Consider the following 13,271-nt stretch of genomic DNA (forward strand, 5'->3'; position numbering starts at 1 on the left):
ACTTTTTTGCTATAATAATAGATATTGAATAATAGGAAAAAATGATTAAAGTAGGTGAAGTATTGGCTGGATTGTTTATTTCTACCTTTGTAAGAAAAAAGAAGGGTAGCAAAGCGGAAGGGATTGTATGGGAGTCAATTAAAGAAAACTTTAAGGAGAGAGAATGTTTAGGTTATTGGAACTATCCTATTTTCTCAGCTGATTATTCCGGAAGAAAAGAACCGGACATCTTGCTTCTAGATAAAGAATTAGGGATTAATATTATTGAAGTAAAAGGAATTACGATTGACCAAATTGTTGCGATACAAGGGCATAAATGGGTTTATCAAAACTTTTATATGGAAGAAGGAAATCCATATCAACAGGCGGAGAATCAAATGCATAGTTTGATGGATTGGATTAAAGAGAAAGGAGATTTAGCGAATAAGCTTTCAAGACGAGTTTTGGTAGCCCTTCCATATATAACAAAAGTGGAGTGGGAAGAGAGCGGATTTGATCGCTTGCCAAGTAATCCGCCCATCTTATTCAAGGATGATCTTTCTAATAAGGAAGCGTTTCTTGGACGCATAACATCTGTCTCCTTAAGTAGAACTAATAGTTCATTAAAGGAAAATGAGTGGGAAAGTTTAACGGAATTAATCCATGGTGGGAAGTTACCTGAGACTTCTGGGGTAGAAGAAGGTCCGAAATATTCGCTGCTTTACATAGCTTCAACGGAAACAAAGCTGCTGCAAGATAAGCGATTATTTGAACCACTATTGGAAAAAGGAGTTAAAGTCATCATTCTGTCTCATTTTAAAAAGAAACCAGAATGGTTCCCAATTGATTTTTATCAAAAGTTTGAAAAAGCCTATTTGTTTCAATATTTTTCTTCAAAACAGCCATATAAATTGGAAGAGCCAATTTATGTTATCGATGGGGCTGGAGTGGATAAGGAATTCGAGAAGGATTGGCTAGACAAATTTCCGAACTTTAACAAGGGGCAGTACAAAGTTGAGCACTCTCCGGTAGAGGAAAACTTGACGATTACGGCGGGGGCTGGAACCGGGAAAACTACGGTCATGACACAACGGATTATGTTTTTGCTCGCGATGGTTCCAGAGCTTTCTCTAAAGGATATCGTGATGATTACCTTTACGAGAGAATCAGCTCAAGAGATGAAGCATCGTTTGAAGAAGGAATTGGTGCTTAGGCAACAGGTAACGAGACAGCCAAGGTACTTAAAGTATGCAGAGGAACTTAGGGAAATGAACATCAGCACTATACATTCCTTTGCGAAATCTTTAATTAAGGATCTTGGTTTTATCCTTGGTTTTGGCCGCAATGTACAGCTTAAAGGGTACAAGGTCAAACGTAAAGAAATCATCAGTACGATTTTAAATGAGTATGTGGCTGGCAGACCTAGTAATGAGTTAGGGCTTGATGGGTTCCGACACTATGAACTTGTAAAGATTGTGGAGTCTTTCTGGGATGAAATGGAAAGTAAAGGGTTAAGCAAGAAACAAATTGCTGACTTAGAGTGGAGAGAAAATTACTCCTCAGAAGAAGTATTCGAGAAGTTCAATGACCTATTCGCATATGTATTCCCGAGGTGTGAAGAAGAGTTTAATCAAGTAAAACGGCGGGAGAACGCTATCACAATAGGAGATCTTGTACGGAAAATTAGTGAAATCAGTTCGGAAAAACCTGAAATATTAAAAGAAATGCCGTATCAGTTTGCATACTTGTTTGTCGATGAATTTCAGGACAGTGACGATGTCCAAATCAAGCTTGTTGCCCAAATTAATAAAATGATTCAAGCAAGATTATTTGTCGTAGGTGACATCAAGCAATCAATCTACCGTTTCAGAGGGGCGGATTATACGTCCTTTACTCAACTGAGGGAAAACGTTGACGAAGCATTCATTGAAGAACCTCTTCAAATTAATTACCGTACTTCCAAGACACTGTTGGAAAAGTTGGATTGTTATTTTATGACGTGGGGTAAGCGTGGCGAGTTAACGTATGAACAACAAGATCGATTGATTGGAAATGAAGATTCGACTTTTGGTATGAATGAATTCCGAGTGAAAAAGTACAATAAATGGACTGATGAACTAAAAGGAAAAGTATTGAATGAAGTGGAGAACGCGCAAGAGCTTGTAAAAAAACAGACGCATGAATCAAAGAAAAAGAAGATTGCCTTGCTTGTTCGGACGAATAAGCAAGCGAAGTGTGCTTATGAATGGCTCGATGAGCATGGAATTACTGTGGAGATGAATGTTGGTGGAACTTTTTATAATAGCGAGGCGGTAAAGGATTTTTATCGTTTATTAGGAGCACTGCTCTATTCAAATGATGCGAAAAGCGTGCTGAATGCATTGGCGACTCCATTTTTCAAAACGGAAGTGTTGTTAGAGAACTTAGTGAAATTCAAGGGTGATAATAATCGGATTCTTGCGTATTTACGGCAGAACCATGGGCTAAATAAAGATTTCGACGTTGCTGTGCAGGAATTAAGAATTAAGCCTGTATTTGCGGTGATTCGGAAGTTCATGACCCAGGACGTTTTTCAAACTCTCTATTCTAAAAAACTCGCTTTAATCGATGGTGAGCCATCAAATAAGGAAAAAGTAAAGGCTAAATTTGAGGTTCACAAATATCAAACCAATCTAAATCATTTGATGAACTTACTTCATCAGCAGTTTGACAGTACGAATGCGACATTGTATGCCCTGCACTCGTGGCTTGGAATCAATATCAAAACCAATCGTGAAGAAGATGAACCACGAGTGGAAGCAGTTGATACAGAGGATGTAGTCGAAATCGTGACCGTTCACAAATCAAAAGGCTTGGAATACCATACGGTTATTATGCCTTTCACAGACCAACCCTTCCATTTTGAATGGGATGAGATTTTATTTGATAATGAAAAGAAAAAAGTCGGCTGGTTTCTAAAGAAACTGAAACTTAAAAACAGTTATTATGATGATTTGAGTGATTTAGAAACAAAGGAAATTGTTAAAGAAGAAACAAGATTGCTGTATGTTGCGATGACAAGATCTCGGGAGAGGCTCATTATTTTTCAACCAATTAAACGAATGGATGATACCTGGTCTATGCAATTAGACATGGGTAATTAGGAGGAGAGTGCAGCTTGTATGAATTGTAAAGTGGTAACCTATACCAATCCTAAGACTCTTGACAGATTAGACGGCCTTAAGCCTTATAGGGATGTTCTTCATGTATGTGCCACCAAAAACATGAGGGAAGGGGTCTATGAACGATATCAAAAACAGCAGAATCACCCATTCATCAGCGCTCCGATTGTGAGTTCGATTCAATTGATAGAGAGCTTGCTGGGGAATTGGTCCAGCTCGGAAACGAAACTAAAACAATATTTGCATCTATCAGAGATTATCCAAAATGAAATGGTGCTAGAAGAGAACTTTCTTTCGTCGTTTCGCCGTAATCAGATAGATGTACTTGAAACCATTCGAATGATGGAAGTAGCAGGAGTAACCCCTGCTGATTTAGACGATGACGAGCTCGTTCTTTCCACGAAAGAGAAAGTATTTGTAACGATTTGGAAAAAGTTTGAAGTGCATCCATCCATCAAGAAAGTAAGAAATCTCCTTACTTTTGGCTTCAAGAAAACATTAGCTAATCGTTGGAATAATATAATCGAAGATATGATTGAACACTCTTATGATAAGAGAGAGGTCGACTTTCATAAGATTAACCATTCGGTCGGTTTTGATACGATTGTTCTTCACGGTTTCTACTTTATGACGCCTGAACAGCAGCGAGTATTTTTATTGTTAAAAGAAGCCGGAGTGAACATCGTCTTTTTGAATCTTTACGATGAGCGGTATCCAGAGACGTTTTTATTTATTGAGAAATTCATAAACGGAAGACATGGTTGGGTAGATAGGAATCAGTGGGAAATTGAGAAGCACTTGAGACAAGTGCGGACCTTAGCCGATAAGTTTCTGGCTGATTTTGAAGGAGAACGAATCGAAGGCTATAAAAACCCAGCGCATTTAAGAGTCAAGGATTTTCAGGATTTTTATACCTTTCTTCAAGATTATGAAACCAATCTTGAAAAAGATAAAGACGAAAAGAAAGTATATAAGACGTATCTTGCCCCGAATGCTACTTCCTTGAACAATCGATTACAGGAATATTATCCAGAACTATTCAAGGCTAAAAGGCATTTTCTTGGTTTTCCAATTGGGCAATTTCTTTACCAGCTTCATCAAATGTGGAGTGAGGAAGAGGAGACCCTAATTTTGACGGAGAATGGTCTCTTTGAATGCTTTGCCTCGGGGTGGTTGTATGATAAGGAAACGAAGAAGAATGCAAGAGAGTATACAAAGATTCTTCAAGACGTGCTTCCCTTTTTTCAGGGGTGCGTGACCAAAGATTCATGGGATACAAGGGTAAAGGATTTGCTTCCTATCTTCGAAAATGTTCTCCCGGTATTTAAACAAGAAGAGGATGACTCTTTTCAAAGAAGGATGTCGAGTCCGTTTGCGATGTTTTCGCAGTTTGCGACAGCAAAAGAGGACGTTCTTCAATTGGTACATTTTATGAACATGATTTTTAAAATTGCTGTTGACTTGTTCGGTGATGGAAAAGAACGGATTTCACTCGCCAACCATTTTTCTAAGCTTCGTCAACTGGTCGATGCATCTAATCCGTACCTTGAGCAGGAAATTTTAAAGGAAGAAAGGGACTTGATTGACCAACTGAAGAAAACATTACAGACAACTCCTGATATTGGTGCCTTTCATGTGGGTGATATTAGTACTGCTATCAGTCTATACTTATCGGGGCATTTGCAAAAGGATTATCATGAGGAAGAGTTAATTCGGCCGTTTATTGAAATTGATGGGGAAGCTTTCAAGGAAAATGGCATCACTCATGTGACAGGACTTGATGAAAACAGTCTTCCGTATTCTGAGTTTAAGCTTCCATGGCCACTGAGTGACGATGTCTTCCATGATCTGGCCAAAAGGAATATCCCACTGTCTTTTCAAGTTTTACGAAATGACTATGTGAAGGAGATTACGAGATACTTGGTCTATAATCTGCTTCAATTCTCTGAGAGGCTTGAATTATCGTGGATGGTACAATTTGAGGATAAAAAGAACCTTGATAAAGCCGTCTATTTAAGTCAGCTAAACTTGAATCCAAATAGTGAAGATAAGGATGAGCAAGATGAATTGATGGATGTAAAGCTTGAGAGAGCAATCACGAAGCAGGAACTGGATTCCTTCTTGGCCTATCCGATTGATGCTTTAGCGGAATTCAAGTTCTGCCCGCGGAGATTTTATTATAGTTATCTATCAGGGAATTCGGAGACGTTTCATAGTGAATTTGTCCATGAATTTCTATTCGGTAACCTCTTAAAGTCAGTTGGTGCTTTATTGCCGAATTTAGGTGATGAGAAGATTAAGGAAGAAGTGTTTAAGCTTTTCCCTTATTGGAACGAATTCAAATTAAACTTGATTACGGATGAAAATCTAAAGTATCGAAATTGGGCTAAAAAGCATTATGGGGGATATACGCCATATGGACAAGAAGAGGAGTTTAGTGATTTGCGCAAGTTGTTTCTCTTTCCTGCTCTTCAAAACAGCAAGGCGGATGAGGAAAGTAAGGCTGTTGCGGCTGCGATAGGACAGCTTTATAAACAGCCTGATACCATTCTTCCGACCTTGAGGGAGGAATTTGAAAAACAGCTGCAAGAACATCCAGTCCAGATGGAAGCGACCCCAAGTGACAAATGCCGCTATTGTCCACATAATCTAATTTGTCCTGAAGCCTTTCATCCCGTTGATGACGCAGAAAGGAAGCGGATGAAATGACAACGATATGGGAGAGAATGGCTAAAGAGTGGCGTATCAGTAAGCCGAAAATCGATAAAGCAAGGCTTGAAGAGGACATTCGTGGAAATCTGGATAATGTGATGAAAATAATAGAGAAAAGCAATTCTGTCCCGTCGGTATTAGATGCAATCAATGCCGATGACGATGATGATTGGTAAAAATGGGGGGAAATCATGACTTTAGCTGCAATTGAACATTCGTTGACGGATAAACAGAAGGAAGTCGTCAACTATGATGGGGACGAATTATTAATAAAGGGTATTGCTGGAAGTGGTAAAACGACGGTGCTGCTTAATAAAGCAAAAAAAATGATTAAAAAGGATTCTTCCATTCGGATAGGACTTTTTACCTATAATAAAACTCTCAGTCAATATGCCAAGATAATTGCTGAACAAATTGGCCCGCGCAATCTATTTGTTTATACTTTTCATGGTTGGGCAGCCGGCGCGTTGCGAGATGTGACGAAAAAAAGAAAACTGTTTGTAACAAATACGAAAGATCAAAAGGATTTTCTAAAAAATGCCGTTGAAATTGTTAGACAGGATTCCACGCATCGTTTTGTCACAGAAGAAAAATTTAGGGAATTCCTAGCCGAGGAAATTTCATGGGTTAAAGGAAAAGGAATTAAGAATCTCACCGAGTACCAAGATGTGTCGCGGACCGGAAGAGGAAGTTCGGTTAGGGTGACGAAGCCAGATCGTAAGATTATGTATCGTATTTTTGAAGAGTATGAGAGGGTGAAGCGAAATTCGGGGAAAATAGATTATGATGACTTTGCATTGACGCTTCTCGAAAATAAAGAAAAGATAAGGGATGACTATAAATTTGATCAGGTCATGATTGATGAAGGGCAGGACTTACAGCAAGTTCAGCTAATGCTACTACGGTTTATTGCCAAAAAGGGATTTGCAGTCGCGGCGGATAAGGGGCAAAAGATTTACAAGACGTCATTTACATGGAAAGAAATAGGTATTAATATCCTGGGAGGAAGGACTAAAATTTTACAAAATTCCTTCCGGTCGACGAAACAGATTATTCAAATGGCTTATAGCCTACAATTGAATGATTCTATTATTAAGGACGAGGAATATGTAATGCCTATTCTGCCAGAATATACTGGTCCTGTACCAGATGTATATCAATGTAGTACAAGAGAAAAACAAGATACTGCAATCGTTAGCACAATAAAGATGCTGTTGCAGAAAAATCCAGATAAAACGATAGGAGTTCTCTCAAGGGAATGGAAAAGTGTTAACCGATTTTATTATGCGTTACAAGCCGAATCGATTCCTCACGAGTACATTAAAAAGGATCAAGGTAATGCGCATACTGCTGGAGTCAAACTCACAACCTTTCATTCTGCAAAAGGATTAGAATTTGATTATGTTATTATTTTAGATTTAGTGGATGATACAGGTGATCAAGAACTTCAAGATGAGGAATATAAGGAAATTGAACGTCGTCTTCTCTACGTATCCATCACCCGTGCCAAAACGTATTTACAGCTCTATTATTATAATCAACCGTCTTCATTGCTGAAGGAGATTGATTCCCAGTTTTATAATAAAAATGTAATGTAATTTTATGTTCCTAATTAAAGAGAAAGCAACTAACAAATCGGTTGCTTTCTTTGTGATAATATTTATTTTTTTAGCGACATGAAAGCATAGTTTTTATTAGTTTAATATAGATTATGGTAATATAAAGAATTTAGTTTGGGTGATAATATTAGGAGGTTTCTATGCAATATAAGACGCACTCATTTCGTTATGGAGAAGAGTTATTTTCCTATGAGCCTGAATTCGTTCATCTCTGGCAGGAAATAAAAAATGTACTGGATAGTATTACAGAAGACGATTTAATACAACATTATAATAATAATCCTAGAGTTTCAAAGAAGAGTATTTCTGACTCAATTAATGATTTAATAGATCATAGATTAAGTGAAAAGAAATGGGAGCGTCAAAGCCCGATATTCAATAATTCTGAATATCGACCTACTAGTAGGAATCGGTGGTGGACCCTTGATTTTGCTAAGGACACAATTTCTATTGAAGTGGCATTTAATCATGGTGAAGCAGTTGCATGGAACTTGATAAAACCTGTATTAGCAGGTGAATTAAATCATGTTGAAAAGGCTATACAAACAAAGGCTGGAGTCTTGATAACAGCTACGGATTTAATGAAGAAGGCTGGTAATTTTGATAATTCCATCGGAACCTATGAAAAGTTCCTGCAATATTTAAATCCATTTAGGAACATTCTTACAGTACCATTAGTGATTATTGGACTGGAGCCACCAAAAACATTTAAAATTAATAAAAAAACAAAAAAGGTAGAACTTCTATAATAATTCTAATTTGGTATAGTTTCTTTTTTGAATAATCCTGATGTGAAGAATAGAAGTAGTGCTCTGTGATTTATTAAGGTAGATAATGGAGAAGAGAGAAAATTTATTTTCGAGTGGAACAAGTGAGAGAATCTAATCTATAAAGAAACCGATGAATGGTTGCATGTTGCAGGTATAGATTTTATTAAAAGAATATATAATTTACATAAAAAGTCCTTTCTGCCTAGTGAAGAAGAACAACGAACTATTAAAAAAGCAGAAAAATTATTAGGGAGTAAAAGAAAGTTTGTTTGATGCAGATTTATTATTCAAATTCAATAATAGTGTAAAACCACTCTTTACCTACTAGACTTGAATAAATGCTGTAGGTTTTAAGAGGCATCAATTACTTTGAGATAACTGTGAACATTAATATAACAATATTTTTTAGCCCTGTGTGTGAAATTAAATCAAAGCTACCAGGTTATTATTTAAAAAGTATAGAGTCACTGTATCGCAGAAATTTCTCCCGTTAGCTAGGATTTTGTTTGCGATGACAGCCGCACAACACTATTATAAAAAGCCATCCGAATTCGGATGGCTTTTTATATGGAGGTAGTTAAGAGGGATAGTATAATAACTATTTTTTTATTTTAAGGGCTAATTTGGTAGCTTGAAAGCTAGAATTATTAGCATCTGTATTTGAATTTATTGATTTGATGCAAAATGAAGTTTGGGTTATCATGATTTTTTTTGGCAAAGTTATGCAATATTAATTATATTTTTTGTGCAATATGTAGTGTGTAAAAACTAAATAAATAAAATGTAATAAATATATTAAAAATGTATTAATAAAATTAAGTTTACATGTTATTATAAATTTTATATTATATGTAAATTGAAAAGGAGATTGATATATTCGTGGGAAATAATAGTAAAAAAACTGAGAAATTTAAAGAATTAGCAGAGAAACGTGTTTCAGATACGCTTAAAAAGTTACAGTTGATTGGTAATTTAGCGAATAAAAATAACTATGAGTATACAGATGAACAAGTCAAGCAGATTATTGACACGCTAGATTCAGAGATTAAAAGTTTGAAAAATAAATTTATAGAAGAAAGTAAACAACGTTCTACGGAGTTTAAATTCAAATAGACAAATAACTATTTAAAGCTACAGGAGGGGAAGATATGCCTAAGTGGAAATTTCCTAATGGACAAGGGTTAACTCCAAAGGGGGTAAATAATCCATCAATTGAAATATTCTTAGATAATGTTGCGGAGTCTTTGACGCGTGAGGTACTGCAAAACTCATTGGATGCAAAAGATAAAAGCAAGGAAGAAGCAGTTGAAATTAGGTTTGACTTTTTTGAAATGCCAACAGAAAACATCTCCAATATTAAATCTATTAAAGATGAGGCATTGCCGAAAGCACTTGAATTATGGAGGGAAAAAAATAACAAAGACACTCTCGATTTTTTAAAACGTTTTAGTGATGTGCTTCATGCACCTAAAGTACCTGTCTTAAAAATTAGTGACTACAATACAACAGGGTTAAATAAAAAGAAATATGAGTCATTAGTTTTGGGAGACGGTTATTCAGAAAAGGATGATACTGATTCAGCGGGAAGTAAAGGAATTGGTAAAGCAGCACCGTTTGCAGCCTCAGATCTACGGATGGTGTTTTATAATACACTAGCAAATGAAGGAACTGAAAAGTCAGTAGGTGTAATGAATTTTGTTTCATTCAAAATCAAAGAAGAAAACTTCATTACACAAGAGCGTGCGACGTGTGTGGACGCTGAAACAGACTATATTGCTGAACAGCAAACATTTGGTTACCCTAAAAGAAAAAATGACCAATTTGGGACAGATATTTTTATAATCGGTCTGAAAAATTACGATGAGTGGACGCAAAATATTGTTCTTTCAACGTTAAATAATTTTTTACTTGCGATTATTCAAGGAAAGCTTGTTGTAAAAGTTGGTAAAAGAGAAACTATTAACGATGTAACTGTACATTCTTTAATGAAGCGTATATATGAAGAAAATACACTTAGTGGGGATACAAAAGCGCAGTTTTTAAAAACGTATCGTTTTTATGAAGTACTAACAAGCGAGCAAACGCTAGATTTTGACTTGGATGAACGTTTTATAAAATATCCATTTGTTAAAGATGTAGCGGATGCTAAACTATATTTGTTGCAGCATGAGCCAGCTAATCGTACAGTATTGCAAACCCGTGCAGCTGGTATGAAAATTTATGAGCGTAATCGTGTTAGTGGCAATATCAATTTCTCAGGCGTATTTCAAGCGTTAGGAAAAGAATTGAATGCTTATTTAAAAGATTTAGAGAATGCTAATCATGATACATGGAGTATTGATCGTAAGCAGGGAGTAGCACATCAAGAAGCAGCAGATTTTTTAAAGGATTTATTACAATGGTATAAGGCTAAAGTACAAGAGGCATTTGCAGATATCAGTACGGATGTTATTGATGCATTCGGAGTGAATGATTTATTACCTTTAAATGAGCAACAAACGGAAGGGGAGAAAAAACAGAAAGACTCGGGTATAAAAAATAATTTTGAGGATTTTAAGTTATCGCGAAAAAATAATACGAATCAAACATTAGATGGCAATAAAGAAGAAGATTTGTTAAAGAATGTACTAGAAGCTGTTGGAATCGGAGATGGTGATACTTCTGGTAGCGGCGGTAAACGTGAGGGTAATGGCGGTGGAGACTCACCTCACACAAACTATGGATCAAATGAAGAACCTGGCGATAAAGGTTCAAATAGTGAAGATGAGGAAGTTATCGCGAATAAGGAAAAACGAGTAGGTCCGTCTACTTCTATTAAGCTGAAAATTATTGAGCTTAATGCAGCTGAAGGGAAGTACCGAATTGTCGGGAAAGTATTGAAAAAATCAAAAGCAATTGAAGTTGAATTGAAGTCAATAGGTGCAAATGGTGTGACATACCCATTGAAAGTGGTGGATGTTGCAAGTCAATCGAATGAAATTTCGATTAAACGAAACGCAGTTCGATTAGAGAGTCTATCGAAAAACATTGTATTCAGTGCAGATATTTCAATTGATAGTAAATTACGGTTAAAAATGGAGGGCACGGTATATGAAATTAAAAGCTGATTTATTTCCGTATCCGGTTTTAAGTAGTGAAATGAATGACTATGAAAATAGCGAATTTAGTAGCGACATTGATTTTGAAAAAGTATCACCATCTAAAATGAATGTTATGGTGAAATTTAAATTAAACGATGCGATGTTAGAGCGATTCATTGATGAAGGAAAGGCTTTGTATGCCGTTCATTTAGAAGGGGTTTCTTCAAGTTATCGTAAGTTATTTACAGCGTCCAAGTTACAAAATGAGCTTACGGTTTCGTTAAATGCTAACGAAATCAGTGGCAAAATTGAAGTGAATACGATGATTTTAGCTAATGAAGTGATTGAAAATTATAGTAATCCCAATTTCAATAATGAATACTACGGTGATAACTTTAATGTACTTAAGCTAATCAAAGGGGATATTTTAGCATTTGATACAATGGCGGAGCTAAATATTAAATTTGCTAATAAAGAAAATCCAAATGCTAAGTCGATGATTCGTGTTGCAGCGATTAATGATGTGTTTATGGATGTTAATATTGATGGCGATATTATTTTAGTCAACTTACCAAAAAATGCGCACGAAGCTTATCAAGTTATGAGTCGCTCGGATCAAGTTAAACAAAGCATGTTGTTAGTAATGATTGTTGTGCCCGCATTAACATATGTAATTGAGCGCGTGAAAAATGGTGATTTCAACAGAGATAGTTTATGGGTACCGGCGTTATTTGAGTTACTAAACAAAGCGGGCTATGACGAACAAACGATTTTAACTGCTGATGCCATGAAAGTTGCACAGCAGCTATTAGATGCACCTGTAGAAGATGCATTATATAACTTCTATAAAGGAGCGGAGCTTACGCATGACTAATGTTATTACATATGTAACAGATGAATTTCTAGAAAATTTTAAAGTTAATTTTAAAACGGATTATTTACCGTTGTATAAAACAAATAATACAGTAGAAATTACGAAACTCTTTTCGAATCCTGGAAATGTTCATGAAAGCTCGACAGTGTTCAATTATGTACCATTGAAGTTAGAAATGGTTGATGGTGAAGCTGCAAAAGAAAATATTCGAACGCTATGGAGTAGTTTGAAGCATATTTCAATTTCAGAAGCTGAAAGTGAGAAAATGTGGGTAGCTTTAGCCAATACGTACTACATAGATTATCATTTAAATCAGTTGAATTTAATTTCATCTCAAGATAAGGACCGTAGTATTGAAAGTAGGACAATTTTTAACCAAGGCCATAAGCGCTCGCTGATGATTAATAATTTATCGTTACTATGGTGGATAGCTTATTACACTGTAGATGTGGAACATCCAAGTAATCCATTCCACTTAACAGACTTTTTTGTAGACGGTGCATTCCGTGGTAACGCAGTTGCTTGGTTCTCGAGTAATATTATTTCTAACAAAGCTATTTCATTAGGGATTTTAGAGGCCATTAAAGAGCTAGCTGAGCAAGATAAGATGATTGTGAATCGCTATTCTTACTCAAATGCAAATAAAATCTTAAATCAAATTGGTGGTGTTAGAATATTAGACATGCTAACACGTGAGGAAGTAAAAGAAATTATTTGTGCGAATCTTTTAGACACAGAAAAGATTCGGGTGCCACAAATGCAATAATTAAAAATTATCCTATTTTATAATAGTACATAGTGAATAAAAGACGTTTAAAAGGTAGGGTGATGAGCTGACTTATTCGGGTTAGACAAAACAAAAACATCTCCCATTGAAATAGGGGTTGGACTAACGTAATTTCATATAAAGACCTTATTTAAAAGTAATTCTTTTTATAATAGAATTAAACTTTTCTTGAATGGGAATAATTAAAAGAAGCTTAGAAACCTTAATTTAAAAGGAATCTAAGCTCCTTTTCTTCTCAACAGTTTCAGCGGTATCATCATTTGAATTGTTTTTTTTGAAATTTCGTAAT

At 35.8% G+C, this 13,271-nt stretch carries 9 protein-coding genes; all 9 read left to right on the forward strand.

Annotation, left to right across the window (positions count from 1 at the left end; genetic code table 11):
• Nucleotides 1-41: 41 nt before the first annotated feature.
• Nucleotides 42-3,122 carry a UvrD-helicase domain-containing protein gene (locus F8162_RS16350; RefSeq protein WP_151631482.1) on the forward strand — a complete coding sequence of 1,027 codons (3,081 nt, stop codon included), beginning with the start codon at nt 42-44 and terminating at the stop codon, nt 3,120-3,122.
• 18 nt (nt 3,123-3,140) lie between these two features.
• Nucleotides 3,141-5,849 (forward strand): hypothetical protein, encoded by a 2,709-nt coding sequence (locus F8162_RS16355; RefSeq protein ID WP_151631481.1) that lies wholly within the window; start codon nt 3,141-3,143, stop codon nt 5,847-5,849.
• Nucleotides 5,846-6,028 carry a hypothetical protein gene (locus F8162_RS28750; protein WP_151631480.1) on the forward strand — a complete coding sequence of 61 codons (183 nt, stop codon included), beginning with the start codon at nt 5,846-5,848 and terminating at the stop codon, nt 6,026-6,028. Before F8162_RS16355 ends, F8162_RS28750 begins: the two co-directional genes overlap by 4 nt.
• A 15-nt stretch (nt 6,029-6,043) precedes the next feature.
• Nucleotides 6,044-7,450 (forward strand): UvrD-helicase domain-containing protein, encoded by a 1,407-nt coding sequence (locus tag F8162_RS16360; protein WP_151631479.1) that lies wholly within the window; start codon nt 6,044-6,046, stop codon nt 7,448-7,450.
• A 161-nt stretch (nt 7,451-7,611) separates the two neighbouring features.
• Nucleotides 7,612-8,220: a BglII/BstYI family type II restriction endonuclease gene (locus F8162_RS16365; protein WP_151631478.1), complete on the forward strand. Its 609-nt coding sequence runs from the start codon at nt 7,612-7,614 to the stop codon at nt 8,218-8,220.
• Between the two features lie 900 nt (nt 8,221-9,120).
• Nucleotides 9,121-9,354: a hypothetical protein gene (locus F8162_RS16370; protein WP_151631477.1), complete on the forward strand. Its 234-nt coding sequence runs from the start codon at nt 9,121-9,123 to the stop codon at nt 9,352-9,354.
• Nucleotides 9,355-9,389: 35 nt separating this feature from the next.
• Nucleotides 9,390-11,348 (forward strand): hypothetical protein, encoded by a 1,959-nt coding sequence (locus F8162_RS16375; RefSeq protein ID WP_151631476.1) that lies wholly within the window; start codon nt 9,390-9,392, stop codon nt 11,346-11,348.
• Nucleotides 11,332-12,195, forward strand: a complete 864-nt coding sequence (locus tag F8162_RS16380) for a hypothetical protein (RefSeq protein WP_151631475.1) — start codon at nt 11,332-11,334, stop codon at nt 12,193-12,195. The genes F8162_RS16375 and F8162_RS16380 overlap by 17 nt, the downstream gene beginning before the upstream one ends.
• Nucleotides 12,188-12,961 (forward strand): DUF6339 family protein, encoded by a 774-nt coding sequence (locus F8162_RS16385; protein ID WP_151631474.1) that lies wholly within the window; start codon nt 12,188-12,190, stop codon nt 12,959-12,961. Before F8162_RS16380 ends, F8162_RS16385 begins: the two co-directional genes overlap by 8 nt.
• Nucleotides 12,962-13,271 lie beyond the last annotated feature (310 nt).

Source organism: Bacillus sp. CH140a_4T (assembly GCF_008923725.1).
Lineage (GTDB): Bacteria > Bacillota > Bacilli > Bacillales > Bacillaceae_G > Bacillus_A.

Excerpts from the sequence above, each read along its gene's own strand:
- F8162_RS16350 (WP_151631482.1), top strand. The coding sequence starts at position 42 with ATGATTAAAGTAGGTGAAGTATTGGCTGGATTGTTTATTTCTACCTTT.
- F8162_RS16355 (WP_151631481.1), top strand. The coding sequence starts at position 3,141 with ATGAATTGTAAAGTGGTAACCTATACCAATCCTAAGACTCTTGACAGA.
- F8162_RS28750 (WP_151631480.1), top strand. The coding sequence starts at position 5,846 with ATGACAACGATATGGGAGAGAATGGCTAAAGAGTGGCGTATCAGTAAG.
- F8162_RS16360 (WP_151631479.1), top strand. The coding sequence starts at position 6,044 with ATGACTTTAGCTGCAATTGAACATTCGTTGACGGATAAACAGAAGGAA.
- F8162_RS16365 (WP_151631478.1), top strand. The coding sequence starts at position 7,612 with ATGCAATATAAGACGCACTCATTTCGTTATGGAGAAGAGTTATTTTCC.
- F8162_RS16375 (WP_151631476.1), top strand. The coding sequence starts at position 9,390 with ATGCCTAAGTGGAAATTTCCTAATGGACAAGGGTTAACTCCAAAGGGG.
- F8162_RS16380 (WP_151631475.1), top strand. The coding sequence starts at position 11,332 with ATGAAATTAAAAGCTGATTTATTTCCGTATCCGGTTTTAAGTAGTGAA.
- F8162_RS16385 (WP_151631474.1), top strand. The coding sequence starts at position 12,188 with ATGACTAATGTTATTACATATGTAACAGATGAATTTCTAGAAAATTTT.